This is a genomic window from Paramagnetospirillum magnetotacticum MS-1 (assembly GCF_000829825.1).
Taxonomy (GTDB): Bacteria; Pseudomonadota; Alphaproteobacteria; order Rhodospirillales; family Magnetospirillaceae; genus Phaeospirillum; species Phaeospirillum magnetotacticum.
This window is the reverse complement of sequence record NZ_JXSL01000033.1, coordinates 81,397-99,490: the sequence shown is the minus strand read 5'-3', so window position 1 is coordinate 99,490 and position 18,094 is coordinate 81,397. Positions and strand designations below refer to the sequence as shown.

The following is an 18,094-nucleotide window of genomic DNA, read 5'->3' as shown; positions in this document are numbered from 1 at the left end:
TCTCCAGCCGCTTTTCTCCAGCAGCTGTTGACTGGCGCCAAACGGTACGGGTTTTGAGATACCTGGAGAATCAATAGGTTGAACGCCAACAAGCTGTTGACCGTTCCGAACTTTTTACTGACGGGCGCGGGAGTCTGGCGTCAAATCATTCAGCTGCTAGCGAAGCACTTTGTCCTGACACCAAAGACCGAACTATCGCCTCCATCACCGGCGGGCACACGCCATTGCCGAGCAGCCTGATTTGGTCCCTCCGGGATCCAAACGGCAGCCGGTATCCTCTTCCGAATCCCATGGCGCGACGGAGTTCGGGCACTTGGAGCATGCGGAGCATCGGCTCGTCGCCATCCCATGTGACGAGACCGAAGCGGTCGAGCGTTGTCAGGGTTCTGATCGGGCGGTCGAGCGGCTGCCAGCCGCCGCTGCCGTCGGAGCCGTAGTACACGATCAGGAACGGCACGCCCCGCCCCAGGGCGGCGATGGCCCGCTCGGCGCGGGCGATGGTCCCTTCGGCCCGGCCGGGGCGGTAGAGGGACCGCGACCGCCATCCGCCATCGACCAGGATGTCTTGTCCCACCGTCCCCGACGGAAGGCCGCAGGGGGTGAGGGGGAGCGGCTTCGCCTCCCGGTCGCAGAGAAGGAACAGCCGCCGCCGGGACTGGGGGACTCCGAAGTCTGTGGCCTCAAGCACCTGCGGGAAGACGTTGTAGCCCAGCCCTTCGAGATCGGAAATCAGCGGATCGTAGCCATCCCAGCTACGCATGTGGATCACGTTCTCGACCACGACCCAGCGGGGTTTCAGCTCCCTCGCAAAGTTCGTGACATAATGGGCGGTCTTCTTGCTTCCCTCGTCACGCGGGCGGGAACCCTTGGCGCAGGTATGGTTGGTGCATTCCGGCGAGGCGAGGAGCAGATCGATCTCGCCGACCTCGCCGAGAATGGACGGGCCGGTGTCCTCCGCCATCCTGACGTTGAGAGCCCTCGCACCTGCGAAGTTCGCCTCGTAGGTGCTGGTCGCAACATCCCATGCATCGACGCCGCAGACGATTTCCGCCCCCGCGTTCTTCGCGCCCCAGCTGCTTCCGCCGCCGCCGCAGAAAAGATCAATCGTCCTCAGTCGCATCGCCAACAATTACCTGCTCGGGGAGCTGTTTTCCACCTTATTGACCGCTTCCGTCCACAAACTCCCTTGGGGCCGGTACTTCGGCATTTCTTTCGGAACCTTCCAGCCACCCTACGAGAAGCCTTTGCAGGTCGAAACCCACGCCGCGCCTGGTGGCGCACTCCCAGACGGTGAGCACTCGCCAGCCCGCCGCCAGGAGCTCGGCGACCGCCTTCCTGTCCCGTTCGACGTTGCGATCCAGCTTCGCCCTCCAGAACTCGGCGTTGGAAGACGGAAGCTTCGCGTGGCGGCATCCCTCGTGCCGATGCCAGAAGCAGCCGTGAACGAAGATGACGGCGCGTCGGCCGGACATCACCAAGTCGGGCGCTCCCGAAAGGTTCTTCCGGTGAAGGCGGTAGCGGACCCCCGCGGCGGTCAGCGCCCGCCGGACGATCATCTCCGGCTTTGTGTCCTTTCCCCGGATGCCCGCCATCATCCTGCTGCGGACCTCCTTGGACACGACGTCGGCCATTGGATCCTCCCGCCGTCAGCGCAACTCTGGGATGCCGTCCATAGGAGTCGAATACGGGTGTTCGCGAACTGCCTCCCAACATTCCAGCTTCTTCGCCCATTCGGAGATCATCCTGCCGCCGGCCGTACGGTGCAATACGTCGTTGACCTCCTTGGCCCAAACCATGATCTGGTCCTGCAGCCGCATGGACAGGTCCTGACGGGTCCAGATTCCGTCGAGATCCATCCGCGGACCAAGGCGGTCGGCGAGGACCGAGACTGCATACGCGGCCACGTTCGCCTGGAAGGCCGGGAACATGGGGCGGACCAGCTTCTGGACCTTCTTGAAGATGATGGCCTTGGCGATCATCCGCCTGTATTCGGTCACGCCGGGCAACGGGACCGCAGGCTGTCCGTCGACCTCCTTGAACCCTTCCATGAACCGCTCGAAGTTCTTCTGGGAACCGAAACTGACGTGGTGGGGTTTGCTGTCCCAAGCGTGGAGATACTTCGCCAAATCCGTCTTCGTGATCTTCCGGGCGGGCGGGATCGCCTCCCTGAGCGCCTTGAGCTTGGCAGGCGTGGCGCCTTCCCGCGCCAGCATCGTGTTGTAGCTTCCCGCCGCGCGCTCGTAGAACCAGCGGCCGACGCCGTCCGGACAGTAGGTCGACAGGGCGAGCCGTTCCATCTCGACATGGAACGGCTTGTTTGCGGACAGGTCGGACATTTTCACGGCGTTCTGGCTGTTGGCGTACTTGGAGATGTCCGAGATGAGGGCCTCCTCGTCCGGGCCGTCCTTCGACTTCAGGATGATGATCTTGGCGGGGACGCGGACACGCCGCAGATCGACCTCGGGAACCCGCTTCTTGGTGAAGTAGATGGATGCCGTCGTCTGGCCGCCGTTCACCACCTGCATGCCCTTCAGCCAGAGGATGCCGGGGGCGCCGTCGTCGGTCTTGCCGAGATGGATCTCGTCGGCCACGAGGACGATGCCGTTGTTATAGGCCATGAATTTTTCGGGGTCATCCCGCAGCGTGTCCCGGATGCCGCGGTTCACCTTGCCGGTGACCGACAGGAACGAGCGGACGTTCGCCTCAAGCAGGCGGGCGCCGTACTTCTCGTAGACGAACCTCAGCGCCTCGCCGGGGATGGCTGTCAGAGCGTAGTCGTAGTCCGCCATCTGGCCGGGCACATACACGCAAGGCAACGCGCCCCCCGAAACCTCCTCGAAGTTCACCACCAGTTCGTCGCGGGGCTTGCCCGACGACCAATGGCGGTGAAGGCGCTCGATGTCCATGACCTCAAGCTTGATTGTCTTCCCTTTCACCTCGCGCGCCTTGAAGTTTTTCGCCTTGGCCAGCCGGTCGGTGAGGACGTAGATGCGTATCTGGTCCAGGCTCTCGTAGGATTCCTTGATGTTGAGCACCAGACCGTAGGCCTCGTGGGTCTCCTCCATGTCCTTGAGCAGGCTCCCGTCCGCCGCCCGGGAGAGGAAACGGATGCACTGTTCCGCCGCAGTCTTGGTGTCGACGTCCGAGATGGTGGTGACCGTGTCCACCCCGGCGTAGAGACTGACGAACAGGTCGATCTGGTCCGCATCCTCCGAGATGGCGTATCCGCTCAGCCGCAGCGTTCCCACGTTCCCCCTGCCGGTGTGGAGATAGTGGCAGACGACCGGCTCGAAGGTCATGCCGACGTCCGCCATATGCTGCATCACGACCTCGGCGAAGACGAGCTCGGGGTACGGCACGTCGGTCTCGCCCCTGACCTCGGCCTGGGTCTGCCGAAGAAAATCCTCAAGCTCCATCTACATTCCCCCCAACTTCTCAAGCGCGTGGACAAGGCCGACGTCGTCCACGCCGGAAAGGTCGAGATCGACCTCGTAGCGCGCCTTCCTGACGCCGGGGCCGACATTCATCCGCGTCAGCCTCGGAAAATCGCCCTCGACGGGCAGGACCGCGGTTCCCGAATGCACGAACCTGCGGACATACTTGTCGGCAAGCGCCCGGAGATAGCCGGCCCGCACGAGGCGGCTCTCAAACATCCCGAGGGCCATCGGCTGGTCCTTCAGTACCTCCCGGATCACGTCGGTGAACTCCGGCAGGGTCATGCCGGCCCCGCCGAGCGCGAGGCGCACCCCGGCCACGTAGAGAGGCTGGCGAAGGGTCTCGTCAAGCTGCTCAAGCGAATTGACGGTCGCAGGGAAGCCGCTGGCGGACAGGGTCGTCTTCACCTCGATGGCTCCCGAGCCGACAAGGAAGTCCTGGAGGCCGTCGAGCGGCCCCTGCCATGCGTCGAGGGCGAATGTGGCAGGCACGCCTGCATCGAGCACCGATTTCAGGACGACCATCTCGCCGAAGAGGCCGACTTCGGCCTCCTGGCCCAGCACGCCGTCCTGGCCGCGTTCCATGAAATCCTGCCATGCCCGGATTCTCGACAGGAAGAGCTGGAAGAGCCGCTCCTCACCCACGTCGGCGCACCCTTCAAGCAGCCGCACCACATCCCCCGCCATCATGGCGAACAGGTCGATGCCGCCGGCCGCCTTGCGGGACAGGGCAAGCCATGCGTGCGACGCTCCCAACGCCTCGCCGGAGGGCTTCGCCACGCCGAAGCCGTGCCCTTGCGGGAGATGGGCGTCCGGGGGCAGCCTTATGCCCCGGAAGCCGACGATGATAGCCTCTTCGTCGCCTGGGCAGTGCCGACCTGCCAGCAGGCGGCAAGGGGCGTCCAACTGGATGGGGATCGTCCGCCACCCCTCTCCGCCGCCTTTGCAGGAGAGCGCCCGCCACGCTTGGCGCAGGCTCTCGGCGTCAGTCTGCGGCGCCATATTCCTGCTCCCATGCGACGTTGTTGACCTTGTACTCCACCTTGGTTCCCGACCTGCTGTCGGGGAAGCTGACGGCGAAGGCGACCACCGGCGGCGCGTCGGGCGGCAGCCCCGCCTCCGGCCCGGCGAGGTCGGGATCGATGGCGTAGATGAACAGCACGCCGCGGTCGGGCCGGGCGGGAACGCCCTCGCCGCCGAATCCCCTGATGCGCCGGATGGCCGGGCCGTTGGGGGCGTCGGGCGGCTCGCCTGACCCGTGCCTCGCGGGGTCGGCGTGGAACGCGGCCCGCGTGACGGCGAGCGCGACGCTCCACGCGGCCTCGTCCAGGTCGATCGCCTCGTCGCGAGGCGACATCAGGCGCCGGATGGAGTAGCGGTCGGTGTGGGCCCCGTGTGCGGCGCGCCGAAGCATGTCGACGGAGACTCCGTCGCGGAACGCCGCCTGCTTCCCGTCGCCGCCGCCGATAAGGGCGACTGTCCAGTTCGTCAGTTCCCCCTCGGCCATGAGCGACTGGATGAACTGGGAAAGCAGGACGCTGTTGACCTTGTGGGCCTCCGGGTGAGTCCTGTAGGCGATGAGGAAATCGACGACGTCGGCCGCCGGGACGCCCTCCCACAGGTATCCCCGCCATACCTGCTTGGTTCCATTCCTGATCCTGAGGGGGTTCTCCTCGGGCGCGCCGAGCGACGACACCAGCCGCCGGGCCGCGGCGAGGTTGCGTTCGAGAACGTCGCGCTCCCGGTGAAATGCGACGGTTTCGAGGAGCTGGCCGCTGAACGACAGCATCAGGTTCCGGGCCGAGCGCATCTTTAGCCGTGACGTCACGAGAAGCACGGGATGGGACTGCACCTTCAGTCCGTACTCCCGCGGTGTGGCTCCGCTGGCGGCCATGAGGTCGAACTCCTCGCGGAGCTCCTCGGAGGCGTCCGCGATGTGGCCAAACCACTCGCAGAGCTCTCCTGTGGTGTAGAGGCGGCAGAGGTCGAGATAGCCCGGCCTGTAGCCGAACCAGCGGCCCATCTGCATGAGGGTGTCGTACATTTTCGACGCGCGGAGGAAGTAGCTGACGGTCAGTCCTTCGAGCGTCAGTCCTCGGGCAAGCTTGTCGCCGCCGATGGCGATCACCTTGAGGCCCGCGCCGTCGTGGTCGGCGTAGTCGAGGGCGTCCTTTGCCGTGCCGTTGATCATGCGGACCTGGATGTCGGAGATCGTGTCCGCCAGCGTGGCTTCGATCTCCCTCCAGCCGAACGTGTCGCCGTTCACCAAATCGGGATGGGCTTCGGCCATGTCCGAGGTCGTCGGCTGGAAATCCCTTTCCCAAAGCCCCCTGAGCGCAGCGACGACCGGCTCGTGGCCGATGCGACGGGTCAGCCGCTGCTTGATGTGTCGTACGCGCTCATCCACCTGCGAATGGACGGCCTTCTGCACGGAGGTGAAGCGGGTGACGTGGACGAGCATGGAACTGTGCCCGTCGGCCTGTCCCCGCAGCCTACGGATCGCGCAGGCCAGCACGAAGGCGTCGATGGCCTCGTTAAGCGACCCGGGTAGCGTGTCCTCTCCGTCGACGAGGGGCTGGTGGCCGTTACGGTGCTTGGGCGGCATCCACCCGCCCAGACCGTCGGACGTGCAGTAGTCATCGACCTGCCTCACCAGGGGAAGCCCGCCGTCGCGGCCTTCCTTGCCGCTCGTCCCGAAGACCTTCCCCGGGCCGATGTAGTTCGACGGAGCCGCGAGGTTGACGATGAAGCTGGCCGGAAAGAGGTCCGGGCCTTCCTCGCGGGTCTCTCCCCGCTCGTGGATGAAGATATTGGCGAACGGTGTGGCGGTGTAGCCGACATAGGCGGACCGGGAGAAGGAATGGAGGATCCGCCTGGTCAGTCTGTTGATCGCCGTGGGCTGGTGGTCGGGGTCGGGCTTGCCGTCTGAATCCAGCACGGTCTCGCCGGTGTCCACGCTGGCGTGGTCGGCCTCGTCGTCGATGAGGAACAGCGGCAGGTTCGTCACGATCCGGCGGCCCGTCTCTGGGTCGTGGACGTTGGCGACATGGTTGCGAATCCAGCGCAGGAGACGCTCCAGCACGGTCTTGTTCTTCTTGACCACGAACAGCCAGGGACGCTGCTCCGGCGTGATGCCAAGCTTCTGGGCGATGCCGGCGTTGAAGTCGCCGCCGTTCGTGCGGTTCGTGGCATAGTTCGGACGGATCGCCGGGTCGCCGTCGATCTCGCTGACGCCGATCGGCAGGGTGTCCTCGTGGTTGGGCTTGGTCTCGTATCCGAGGAAAGCCTCGTCGAGCCTCATCTGGGTCTGGGAACGCAGGTTGTTGTGCAGGCCGGCGAGGACGATGATGATCTTGTAGCCGGCGTCGGCAGCCTTGCAGATCAGGCCGCTGTAATGGCCTGTCTTGCCGGACTGCACGTGGCCAACGACGAGGCCGCGCCGGTCCCACGCCCCTTCGCGGAGCGGATCCTCAAGCATGGCGAGGACCGGGTCCGTGGATTTGTCGAGGGCTTCCACCGCCTTGTAGGACAGCCTGCGCTCAAGCCATTCCCGGTAGCGTTGCCAGTATCTCCAGTCCCGCTTGCGGGTGGCCACCAGCCACGCCTCGTGGCCGGCGTCGCTCTTCAGGGTCGTGTCCTCGCCGATCCACAGGCTGAACCGGCGGATCAGCTCGTCGGTCACCGCCTCGCGGTCAAGGCCCTCGCCCCACTTCGGCTTCATGGTGAGGACGAGGTCGATCTTCTCGGAGATCAGGGCGGGGGTGACCGCTGACCTGTCATCCTCGTCGACCAGCAGTTCCTGCACCAGCTTGACGACCCTCTGGCGGGTCTCTTCGGCTGCGGACGTCATGTCATCCCCCTGCGGCCGGGTCGTCGGGCAGGCTCCCGACAAGCTCCGGGTAGTTATGGAAAGGTTCAGTGTGGAGAAGGCGCTCCCGGGCGAGTTCGGGCGACATGCCCTTCCTGACTACGAGGTTCCGGTAGACCGCCGACAGGACAGAGCGGACCTCTGCCGGCGGATCGCCCGAGAAGCCCGTCCTCGGCGTCTCCTTGCCCTCTGCGGTGTCCAGCCAGATGCGCTGCACAGGGACGGTCTCCTCGATCACCCTGATCATCGCCTTGATCTGCGGGGCAAGGTCGCCTGCCTGGTCGAGCACCTCTCGGACGGCCGGGTGTGAGTCGTCGATGCGGTAGCGCATCCCCCCCTTGAAGTGCTCGGCCCGCCATGCCTGGACGACGGGTTGCGCCCCACCGACGCGGACAGGCTGGCCGCGGTGGGCGAAAACCTTCCGGGCGCGCGAACGGGCATCCTCTGCAAGCCTAGTGAGGGCCGCCCTTATTCCGACCGGCGGCCTCGCCGTCGACTTCCTGATGTCGATCTTCCAAGCTGCGTCGGCCGAGTTCGGGATGTCCAGCCTGATCCGGGCCAGACGGTGGGCCTCCTCCTTCGTCCACGAGCGTCTCTGGCCGAGGCCGAGCCAGCTTCCGGCCACCAGCAGGCGCTCGTTCCGGTAGACATAGAATCCCTGCTGGGCCGTCCAGCCGTGCGGGCCGCCGCCGGACTCGGCCTCATCGGGTGTCAGGCGGTCCTTGTGCGGCAGGACGTGGCACTGCACCTCGACGTCCCCCAGCCGGGCGACGGGAGAGCTGTATGTGGCGGGATGGGAGGCCATGAAGGGGTCCCACGGGGCAATGGGCCGCCCGTTGATGGTCAGCCGGAGCCTGGGGCGCGGGCTGTCCATATACCGATGGAAGACCATGGCCAAGTGCCGCTCCACGCCGTCGATGAGGTCGAGGAAATCCTGTTCCTTGAAGCCGGGCGTGACAATGCGGTCCAGTGCCTGCCACAAAACCAGAGTTCCCCTGCCGACGTCGGCCAGCGGGGACAGCATGTCCTCGGAACCCTCGGCAGGTCCCTCCAGCAGATGCCATCCGTCGTCGGCGGAAGCCGCGAGGACGTCGAGGTCCCATCGCAGGCAGTGGATTTCGACGGCCTTCGCCGAAGCCACGGTCAGACTGCGGCATTGGGAGAAGGAAGCTGTCTTCAGGCCCAAGCCGAACCGGCCGAGGTCCCCCGCCTCCCGCTCGTCGATGGGACTGCGCTCGCCGAGGCGCATGGCGAGGTCGAGTGCTGCGGCGTCCATCCCGTCGCCGTCGTCGAGGATGACGACATGGCTCCTTTCGCCAGCCCATCCGAAGGTCAGCGAGACATTGCGGGCATTGGCGGACACGCTGTTGTCGATAATGTCGGCAAGCGCCGTGGCCGTCGAATATCCGAGTCCCCGCAACGCTTCGATCATGGCGGAGGCGCGCGGAGGCGCCGGGCGGGACTTTACAGGGGGTGTCGCATTGCGTTCCATCATCTGCATCCCTGTAGGGCCTTGATCCGGCCCGGGTGGCTCAGCTTCCTGAGGGCCTTGGCCTCGATCTGGCGGATGCGTTCGCGGGTGACGCCGAACTGCTGTCCGATCTCCTCAAGCGTGTACTCCCTCTCGCATCCGATGCCGAACCGCAGGCGTATCACCGTGGCCTCGCGCGGGGGCAGGAGTTCAAGCTGCCCCCTGACCATCGCCTTGATCTCCGCGACCGCGAGCCTCTCCTCCGGGTCCGGCTCCCGGGACGCCATCTCCGCCGCATGGAGGCCCACCTCCTCGACGTCGAGGGAGGCCGGCTCCTCGGCGACGGCGAGGAACCTTCGGACCCTCGCCAGTGGGATTTCGGTCAGTTCGCCGACCTCCTCCGGAAGAGCCTCGCGGCCCGTGAGCGCGAAAACCTCGTTCTGCGCCCGCCGCAGCTTGCGCATAGCCTCCTGCGCATGCACGGGAATCCGGATGGTGCGGCCCTTGTCGGCGACGGCCCGGGTGACCGCCTGCTTGATCCACCAGGTCGCGTAGGTGGAGAACTTGGCTCCGCGGCGGTGGTCGAACCGCTCCACGGCCTTGAGAAGGCCGAGATTGCCCTCCTGTATCCTGTCAGGCCAAGTCAGGCCTCCGAACTTCTTGGCGCCCCAGACGACCAGCTTGAGGTTGGCGAGGGCGAACCTCTCCCTGGCCCTCCGCGCCGTTTCGAGTCCGGCCTCCATCCGGCGGCGCGCCTCGCCTCCCGAGGGGTCCGTCTCGACGGCGCGGCGAAGCCGGGCCACGAAGGCATGCGAAAGGCCGAGGGCGGCCAGCCGGTCCCCCAGCCGCTCGGCGAAACCGCCGTCCTGCCCTTGAGAGAGCCTGCGGCAGAGGTCGCGGATCGCCTCCAGACGGAACATCAGTTCCGGCTGAAGCGGATGTCCCGTCAACATGTCGTCGCCGTCCACTCCCGGACCGCCGTCCTCGTCGAGGACCGCGTCGTCGTCGTCCTCGCGCTCCTCATCATCAGACTCCAGAACGTCCTGGGGAGGCGTCTCCCCTCTGATAACCGCCTCGACCGCGGTGAGAAGCTCGGAAACCGCGGCTGGGCTCATCGCCACCGCCGCGAGCGCGGCCTTGGTGCCGCGTTCGATCTCCATGGCGAGCGAGGCCTCGTCGTCGCGGGTCAGGCGGTCGCGGGGCAGGCCGCCGATGTAGTGGGTCAAAGGGTCGGCCCTGTTGGAATTGAGGTTCCGAAGGAACGCCAGCCCCTCCGCCACCTCGTCTTGGAAGCGATCATCTTCGTCGTCAGAGGCGCCGGTTTCGCTCGGCCGGTCGGGCGAGAATGGATCGTCGTCGACGACGACCCCCATGTCGCCGAGCATCACCCGGAGGTTGGCGAGGCAGTCCGGGTCGGGCACGTCGGGATCGTCCTGGTCACGCGGCGCGACCAAGGCAAGGAATTCGCCCCTGATCCGCCCGTCCGCGACGGCTACCAGGACAAGTTCCCTGAGAGCGGCTTCCTCGTCGCCGTCGAGCTTCGCCCTGCGGCGCACGGAGACGAGGATGTCGGGAAGATCGATATCGACGTCGTCCCAACCCGCGTCCAGGTCGATGGGAACGTGGAGCGAGAGGCGTCGCTGAAGCTCGTCCGCTCGGTCGGCGCAGGTCGGATCGGCCGGTGGAGGCGGGGAATCCTTCTCCTCCTCCCAACCCGACAGATCGAACTCTTCGGCATCATGCCGGGAATGCGAAAAGGACGATACGTCCGCAGGGACGAGCTCGCCCGCCACACCCTCCGGAGCCGCCGTGGATGGCTCCGCGACGGCCCCGACGGGGGCGGCTTCCGGCACAGGATCGGGTTCGACGGCTTCAATCACGTCGACGACCGGTTCGGTTTCCGCTTCCTCAGGCACAGGTTCGGATGTCGGCGGGCCCGCGCGAACGCCTCCTCCGGCATCGCGGGCATCGGGATCGTCGACCACGGCCACCGGAACCGGCGTAGGGGCCGAAAGGGACGCCGCGGAGGCCCGGATTAGCTCGGCTACGGCATGGTGCCCCTTGGCGGTCGCCGCCTGCAGCGCGTCTTTGCCCTCCATGTCGATGCGGGCGAGATCGGCGCCCGCATCGAGCAGGAGCCGGCATATCTCGGCGTGCCCCCGTGATGCGGCGAGGATGAGCGGCGTGCGTCCCTTGTCGTCCACCGCGTCGACCGCTCCCCCGAGGCGGAGATGCAACTGCACCGACGCCTTGACGCCGGACAGCACCGCCATCCGGAGGACCGGCGTCATTCGCTTCGGCTCAACGGGGGTCTGTTGGTTCATCGGTCAGACATCCTGCCGTTCCGCAAAGGTCGCCAGGACGTCATCCCTGTTCAGCAGAACGACGTGCTGGTCCTGCGGGCGTCGCGACGCCGCGTCCCCATCGAGGCCAAAGCGCCGGAGGAAATACCAGAGGAAGCACGTGCGGACATCGATCACGGAAACCCCACCCGTCATCGAATAGTCTGCCTCCACCGCCTTCCGCTGCCCCTCCGACAGCCCGGGGTGTGGGCCGATGATCACACGCACCCGGTTGTGCCATCCCTTGTCGGTCCCCGGGTCGCCGCTTCCCCGACGGGTGCCGCTTGGGGCGGACATCCGGGCAAGGACGAAATCCCGGAAACCAACGGTCTTCGGGCACCAGGAGCGGACATGCCACCTGAACCCGTCCCAGGCGAGTGCGTGGGGGCCTATCCATCGGCGCTCCGGCTCGGGACGCGACATTGACTGGTATGAGACCTCGATCTCCCGGCCATCGCGAATGGCCTCCACAACGGCTTGGAGCACCCGGGCGTCGATCCTGCGCGCCGGACCGGGGACGACGTCGAACTCGGGCATGAAGGACAGTCCAGGCATCGGGGATTCAACGACGCCATCGCCGACGAGCCGGAGATGCGCGAGATAGCGGGAGGCGTCGGGTTCGGCCAACGTCGGCGAGAAGGCGGGGCCGCGCACGTATCCTTTGGCCGAACGGTCGTAGGTGGCGTTCGCAGGGGCGATCTCAAGATACCGGGCGAAGTCCGCCGACGCCTGCTGGGAGGAGATGCCGAACGCCTCGGAGAGGTCGTGGCGGTTGACCCTGCCTTCCCAGAAGAGACGCTGCTCGATGAATTCGAGCCGCCGCCTCACCCCCCACCTGAGGTCCTGCTTGGGCACGCCATCCCCCGAAGCTATCATAGAAACCTGACGGGACAGGACGTCAAAACCGTCTAGTTTTTATCTCAGCAACCGTGAGGCGTGTCAAGATCGGGATAACCCCCCCGAAAGCGGCATATGAATAACGACCAAGGTCACCCAGCAGAATGTAGCGTCACATTCTGCGGACGAAATCTAAGCAAAGATTATCTCCCGCTGCTGCTCCCACTCCACCGGAATGTTATCCATCAAGTCGGCCAATTGTAGGGTTCGAGGCTGGCGGCCATCGAGGATGGCCTCAACGATGTCGGGGGCCAGCAAGGTCAGGCGGTAGATTCGGGTCATGTAGGATGGGCTGATCTTCTCGGCTTCGGACAATTCGTTCAGGGATGCTACCTGCCCGGATTCCAGCATGCGCTTCCAGCGATGGGCGCGGGCCAGCGCTTTCAGCAGGGTATCGTCGGGGGTGGGTTTGGCGCGCACCGGCACACCCTCGCCCTCGGGCACGATCACCAGCTTTCGCCCGCCATACCGCCGCAGTGTCAGTGGCACGCGGACGGTCAGGGTGTCGATCCGGATGTTGGTGGTCATGCCGCGCTCCTGTCGGTGGATTGGGCGGTGATGTCGGCGATGACGCTGGCCAGCCCCTCGGCGCGCAGGCGGACTTCGGCGCCGTCTGGGGCGATGGCCACTTTCTCGACCAGAAGCTGGAGGATGCGGGCCTGCTCGGCCGGGAACAGCTCGTCCCAGAGTGCCTCGAAGCGATCGAGGGCGGCGTGCAGATCGGCCGGGGACATGGATGGTGCCATCCGTTCGGCCCTGGCGCGGATCTCGGGAGCACGCAGTAGGGCGCGAACTTGCCCGATCACCGCCGCCTCGATCTCACCGGCGGCGATGCTGCGCACCGGACAGGACTCGTGGCCGGAATGGATCGCCTTCATGCAGGTATAGTACCGGTACAGCCGCCCCTTCTTGCGGGTATGGCTCGGCGTCATAGCCCGGCCACAATGGGCGCAGTGGATCAGCCCCTTCAGCGGCGCCGGGGTCGAGGACCGAACCGCATTGGCCCGTTTCCTGGGCGCATTGTCGGTCTTCACCGCCATCACCTTGTCCCAGGTGGCGCGGTCGATGATGGCGGGGTGCTCGCCAGCATGGGCTTCGCCCTTGTGGACGGCCTCACCGAGATAGACCCGGTTGTCGAGCAGCTTGTAGAGGAAGTTCTTGGTGATGGGCGCGCCGTCGCGGTGCTTGCCGTCCTGGGTGGTCCAGGACTTGGTATGGTGACCGGCGGCGTTGAGTTCCTTGACCAGCAGGGTGGCGGAGCCGACCTTGAGGAAACGGTCGAAGATATGGCGGACCAGATCGGCCTCGGGCTGGTTAACTACCAGCTTGCGAGCGACCACGTCGTAGCCGAGCGGCGGCACGCCGCCCATCCACATGCCCTTGCGCCGGGACGCGGCGAATTTGTCGCGGATGCGCTCGCCGATCACTTCCCGCTCGAACTGGGCGAAAGACAGCAGGATGTTGAGCGTGAGGCGCCCCATGCTGGTCGTCGTGTTGAACGATTGGGTCACCGACACGAAGGTGACGGCGTTGCGGTCGAACACCTCGACCAGCTTGGAGAAATCCATCAGCGAGCGCGACAGGCGGTCGATCTTGTAGACCACCACCACGTCGATCAGCCCGGACTCAATGTCGGCCAGCAGGCGCTTCAAGGCGGGACGCTCCAGATTACCGCCGGAGAAGCCCCCATCGTCGTAGTGGTCGGGCACCGGCACCCAGCCTTCGGCCTTCTGGCTGGTGATATAGGCCTCGCAGGATTCCCGCTGAGCGTCGAGGCTGTTGAATTCCATCTCCAGCCCCTCTTCCGAGGACTTGCGGGTATAGATGGCGCAGCGGACCTTGCGGATAGGCTTGGGCGGGATCATCGGTGAGTCTCCAGCTTGCCGTGTTTGCGCAGGCCGAAGAACAGCGGCCCATTCCACCGCGTGCCGGTGATGGCGCGGGCCACCGCCGACAGGCTCTGGTAGCGGCGGCCCTGCCATTCGAAGCCGTCGGCCAGGGTGGTCACGTCCTGCATCACTCCCTGCCATTCCCGGATCAGCTTGGTGCCGACGATCGGCGCGGTCATGTCCTTGGGCTTTGGCTTCTTCTTGCCGTCCAGCTCATCGACCAGATCGTCGAGGCGGCGTTCGGCCTGGACCGATAATCCGCCGAAGGCCAGTTCCTGAATCCGGTAGGCCAGTCGCTTGACCAGGAAGATGCGGTTGTAGGGCGGCGGCTCTGTGCCATTCAGCTCCCGCCACATCGCCTTCAACTTGGGCGTCGGCAGGGTGGGCAATTCGGCCACCTGGGTAAGAATTGCGGTTGTCATTTACGGGGTCTCCAGCACTTGCGGTCAGACCCATGGACGCTCTGGTGGCCAGTGAAGTCGACGGAACAGTCTCCGGCGTCATCAGATAAACGAGTGGACTTCCGCGCCATCATGCGCATGGCCCCGGTCGCCAGAATCTCGGCGATTTCGTCGAGGCGTTCGGCGGCGGTCATGTAGTCGGGATGGAGGGCGAGGGACATGGAATCAAACTCGTCTTCGAGGCCTAAGCTATTGTCAGAACGCGCCTTAGGCTCGCCGATTGGGACAGACACTTGACGCCCCAACCGTTTAGGGTTTAGGGTACAGTGGCAACATGGGGTAACGGAATGAACACGGTGAGCTTCGGCACTCGTATCCGCCGCAAGCGGACAGAACTGGGGCTTGGGCTTCGGGAGACAGCCAAACGCGCTGGCCTGTCAGCAACCTTCCTGTCGAGGGTTGAGACCGGCGCCGAGAAGGCAGTTCCTGGGGAGGATGCTATCCGCCGGTTGGCTGAGGTCCTTCAGGAAAACTTTGACGAGTTGATGGCGGCGGCGGGACGGGTATCGAGCGAAGTGACCGATTACGTGAAGGCCAGCCCGGGCATGCCGGAGTTCCTGCGCCAAGCCCGTGAGCAGAACGTCTCGGTAGAGAAGCTGATGGAATTACTGGAAAAGGCCAAGGACGACAACTGATGCGCCAGATCAAGGTTCCCTTTCTGCGATCCTCCGAGATCGACCATGCCGTCTCTGAACTACTGCGCAGTTACGGGAAATGGCGCAATGAGCCGGCGAAGCCGCCCATCGATGTGGATGAAATCGTCGAGGGCTATCTCGGGCTGGTGTTGGAGATCGCCGATCTGAAGTCGCTGCTCGGCATGCCCGACGTCCTCGGGGCAACATGGTTCGAGACGCGCAAAGTTTGCATCGACCAGTCGCTGGAGGGCAAGGAGGGCCGTTTCGCCTTCACCGTGGCCCACGAGATCGGCCACTGGCAGCTTCACCGTCCGCTGCTGGAAATGGAAAAGATGACGCTGTCGCTATTCCCAGCGGCGGCCGACGCGGCACCGACCATGGTGTGCCGGGCCAGAGAGAGCAAGGCTCCGGCCGAGTGGCAGGCGGATCAGTTCGCTGCCCGGCTGCTGATGCCGGCCTTGGCCGTTCGGGGCACCGCGCTCGAAATCTGCGACGGCAAGCCAGCCGTCTGGGATGGTCTGGATGCCTCCAGGAAGGCGGGGATCCTTGATCCCCGCCTACGCTCGCTGGCCGACGAGGTCATCGGCGAGGGCGGCTTCTCCAACGTTTCCAACGAGGCCATGTGCTACCGCCTGCTCGACCTGCATCTGGCCGAGGATGCCGCGGCGGTGCAGATGAACGCATTCTAGGGTTTGGGTCCATCGGGTTCACGGTCGGTCAGGGGGCAATTCATGCCGCAGCTTCGTTTCAGGAATTTCAGCAGCCTCGCCTTCCTCCAGTCGGTAGACAAGCAGCGCTTTCTGGCGCCGCTGCTGGCTGGCCATGCCGAGTATTTCGCGCGGAATGGCATCGACGTGACGAAGCTTGGCGAGGATGACGACAGCGATCTCCGGCTGATGCAGGTCTTCACCCAACCGGATGAGGAGATGCCGGCCGAACTGCTGGAAGTTCTCTACATGCTCGACGACATGGCCGACGAAACCGGCCACGACGACATTCTCGACGAGGCCGAGCGCACCGGCACAGATCTGAGCGGCCTTGACGACGATCTGCCGCCCGGCGATTTCGCCATCGCCGTCTTTTTCCGGCACCCCAGGATCCTCCGGGTCTGCCACGAGCGGACGGCCTGCCAGAAGGTCAAGAAGTTCCACGAACACCAATCGCGGGATGACCGTCGGTTCTCTCTCGCTGCTGCCAGAGCCAAAGTGGCCGAACTTGAGCAGACGCTCTCCCCCTGGTTCGACGCCCGCAAACGCAGTCCAGTCTGCGAAATCTATGTCTATCCGGATGAAGACGAAATCCGCTTCCAGGTCACCCACGGCCGGCCGTTCCGCACCGAGGGGTCGCTGACCAAGCGCCACCAGCGGTCGCGGGTGGCCTACAGGCCGCAGAAGCACGATATGGTCATCTACGACACCCGGACGGGCATCCTGAAGATCAACGCCCAGACGGCGGCGGAGCGTGGCGCCTATTGCCGCGCGTTCGGCCAAGTGATGTTCAGCGATCCCGACTACTTCCCGGAAGGCCAGCCCTATTCGCTGGAGGCGCTGCGCACCAGCGGCGGCACGCTGGCGATAGTCGAGGGGATGGATAACATCTGCCTTAGCGAGCTGTGGATCGCCCGCGACGACGACCAGCGGATGATGCAGATCCTAAAGGCGCGCGATCTTCTCGGGATCATCGCCGATGGCGGAGCGGTTGACATCCACAGCGGCTCGCTGGTCCGCGCCTGCTTCAATATCAAGTATTCCCAGGGCGGCAGGGCGCGCAAGCTGGAGGTGAGGCCCCCCAACGTGGCCGAATACGACCGCGACCGTGACGGCTCGGTTGCCGAGGCATTCCTTCAAGCCAACGGTTTCATGGTGACGCAGGTGAGACATGCTGGATCTGGGCCGGTTCTGGGATCGGCTTGAAACCAACTTCCCGCTCGGCGGGCCACGCCGTCACCTGCGGGAGACGGTTCTCGGTGCCGAACTGGCGGATGGTCTCGAACGGGCCGGCATTCTCGCTCTTCGTCGGGTCGCGGACACCTATCCGTGCCCTCGGCCAGGTGGTGCGGACTGCCCGCGCACCGTCCATCCCGCCGAGAGTGGCGGGTATCTTGCCCTGTGCGGCAATGTGCCGGCCGACTGCCGGCCCATCGCCCTGACCGCCGAGGATGTCGCGCTGCTGGCGGTCGATCCGGCGCGGCTGTGCCGTTCACTAGCCACCGCCTTGAGTGTTCACCCCAAGGTGGAAGCGGTATCGGGAATGGGCGACACATTCCGGATAGGCACCTTCATTCCCGAGCCCGGCCTCCGCTATCCCATCTTCTTCATGACCCGCACCAGGGCGCCGGGTTATGCCGAGGCGCTTGATGCCCTCCAGTCCCGGCAGGCGGATGGTGATTATGCCGTGCTAGTGCCGACCGAGCGCTTTCTGCCCGATGATACCGTCCAGCGATTGGCGGATCGCGGCGTTACGGTGCTGGTGTTGTCCGATGTCGTTGGTCTGGCCGATAAAGGACTGACCACCGCAGTTGATCCAATCCGCTACTTCGGCGGCATCGGCGGGCGCAGTCCGGCGGGGCCGCATCTGGCAGCCGGACAGATCGTCGCGCGGGCGTTGGTCAGGGAAGCGGGCCAACCGCCAGGCTGGCTGGATCTTCATCAGCGCCAACTCGACGATCTTCGAGGCGCTGCCAGCCACTACGACGTCTTTGCCGACCAGACCAACCGGACGGTGGTGAGGAAGGGCGGAACCATCGTACGCGACGTGGCGCTCTCCAGCTTCCAGTCCATTCGTGCAGCCCTGACCAAGCGCGGGCATTTCGACGCAACCACAGAAGGGCCGGATTTGGTGTCCAGCAAGCAGATCTTCCAGCGCGCTCGAGCCATCTTCGACATCAAGACCGGCCGGTCATCCTGGCGGATATTTCCGAGCATCCGGACCGACGAGGGGCATGCCGTCTACAGCTTCGCCCCGGACGGCGACGTCTCCTTCGCCTTCGTCTTTCTGCCGGAAGACTGAACTCGGCGGCGATACAGCCTCCATACAGACCTCATCCGCTCCCCGTACAGACCACCAATTCATCCTGCCTTCCGTGACCAACACCACG

The 18,094-nt window shown here is 65.2% G+C and carries 16 protein-coding genes; 4 read left to right on the top strand and 12 right to left on the bottom strand.

All coding sequences use genetic code 11. The features are described from left to right. Positions 1-145 precede the first annotated feature (145 nt). The 12 genes from CCC_RS19740 to CCC_RS19685 all read right to left on the bottom strand — a co-directional run bounded on the left by CCC_RS19740 (position 146) and on the right by CCC_RS19685 (position 14,523). Positions 146-1,120, bottom strand: coding sequence for a DNA cytosine methyltransferase (locus CCC_RS19740; RefSeq protein WP_041042780.1), 975 nt, complete (start codon positions 1,118-1,120; stop codon positions 146-148). 37 nt (positions 1,121-1,157) lie between these two features. Beyond that, a complete protein-coding gene (locus tag CCC_RS19735) occupies positions 1,158-1,631 on the bottom strand; it encodes a very short patch repair endonuclease (RefSeq protein WP_009869085.1) in 474 nt (157 codons plus the stop codon). Between the two features lie 15 nt (positions 1,632-1,646). Then, positions 1,647-3,416, bottom strand: coding sequence for an AIPR family protein (locus tag CCC_RS19730; RefSeq protein ID WP_009869086.1), 1,770 nt, complete (start codon positions 3,414-3,416; stop codon positions 1,647-1,649). Next, entirely contained in the window at positions 3,417-4,436 is a 1,020-nt protein-coding gene (locus CCC_RS19725; protein WP_009869087.1) for a PD-(D/E)XK motif protein, read from the bottom strand. It abuts the gene before it with no gap. Next, positions 4,420-7,284, bottom strand: a complete 2,865-nt coding sequence (locus CCC_RS19720; protein ID WP_009869088.1) for a Z1 domain-containing protein — start codon at positions 7,282-7,284, stop codon at positions 4,420-4,422. The genes CCC_RS19725 and CCC_RS19720 overlap by 17 nt, the downstream gene beginning before the upstream one ends. A 1-nt stretch (position 7,285) precedes the next feature. After that, on the bottom strand, positions 7,286-8,734 hold the full coding sequence (locus tag CCC_RS19715; RefSeq protein ID WP_009869089.1) for an ATP-binding protein: 1,449 nt from the start codon (positions 8,732-8,734) through the stop codon (positions 7,286-7,288). 59 nt (positions 8,735-8,793) lie between these two features. After that, complete coding sequence (locus CCC_RS21395; RefSeq protein ID WP_052473385.1) at positions 8,794-11,097, bottom strand: sigma-70 family RNA polymerase sigma factor; 2,304 nt, start codon at positions 11,095-11,097, stop codon at positions 8,794-8,796. 3 nt (positions 11,098-11,100) lie between these two features. Then, on the bottom strand, positions 11,101-11,970 hold the full coding sequence (locus CCC_RS19705) for a WYL domain-containing protein (RefSeq protein WP_009869091.1): 870 nt from the start codon (positions 11,968-11,970) through the stop codon (positions 11,101-11,103). Positions 11,971-12,144: 174 nt separating this feature from the next. Further along, entirely contained in the window at positions 12,145-12,540 is a 396-nt protein-coding gene (locus CCC_RS19700; RefSeq protein ID WP_009869092.1) for a hypothetical protein, read from the bottom strand. After that, on the bottom strand, positions 12,537-13,877 hold the full coding sequence (locus CCC_RS19695; RefSeq protein ID WP_009869093.1) for a recombinase family protein: 1,341 nt from the start codon (positions 13,875-13,877) through the stop codon (positions 12,537-12,539). Before CCC_RS19695 ends, CCC_RS19700 begins: the two co-directional genes overlap by 4 nt. After that, the gene (locus CCC_RS19690; protein ID WP_041042777.1) at positions 13,874-14,323 is read right to left on the bottom strand and encodes a DUF2924 domain-containing protein; all 450 of its coding nucleotides are present in this window, start codon (positions 14,321-14,323) and stop codon (positions 13,874-13,876) included. The genes CCC_RS19695 and CCC_RS19690 overlap by 4 nt, the downstream gene beginning before the upstream one ends. Further along, positions 14,320-14,523 carry a hypothetical protein gene (locus CCC_RS19685; RefSeq protein WP_041042776.1) on the bottom strand — a complete coding sequence of 68 codons (204 nt, stop codon included), beginning with the start codon at positions 14,521-14,523 and terminating at the stop codon, positions 14,320-14,322. The genes CCC_RS19690 and CCC_RS19685 overlap by 4 nt, the downstream gene beginning before the upstream one ends. A gap of 126 nt (positions 14,524-14,649) precedes the next feature. On the opposite strand from CCC_RS19685, the gene CCC_RS19680 reads away from it, so the two are divergent. Genes CCC_RS19680 through CCC_RS19665 form a run of 4 tightly spaced genes read left to right on the top strand, consistent with a single transcriptional unit; the run spans position 14,650 to position 18,006 of the window. Beyond that, a complete protein-coding gene (locus tag CCC_RS19680) occupies positions 14,650-14,997 on the top strand; it encodes a helix-turn-helix domain-containing protein (protein ID WP_041042775.1) in 348 nt (115 codons plus the stop codon). After that, positions 14,997-15,686, top strand: coding sequence for an ImmA/IrrE family metallo-endopeptidase (locus tag CCC_RS19675; RefSeq protein ID WP_041042773.1), 690 nt, complete (start codon positions 14,997-14,999; stop codon positions 15,684-15,686). Before CCC_RS19680 ends, CCC_RS19675 begins: the two co-directional genes overlap by 1 nt. Before the next feature lie 42 nt (positions 15,687-15,728). Further along, complete coding sequence (locus tag CCC_RS19670) at positions 15,729-16,910, top strand: hypothetical protein (RefSeq protein ID WP_009870341.1); 1,182 nt, start codon at positions 15,729-15,731, stop codon at positions 16,908-16,910. Then, entirely contained in the window at positions 16,876-18,006 is a 1,131-nt protein-coding gene (locus CCC_RS19665; RefSeq protein WP_009870340.1) for a hypothetical protein, read from the top strand. Before CCC_RS19670 ends, CCC_RS19665 begins: the two co-directional genes overlap by 35 nt. Positions 18,007-18,094 lie beyond the last annotated feature (88 nt).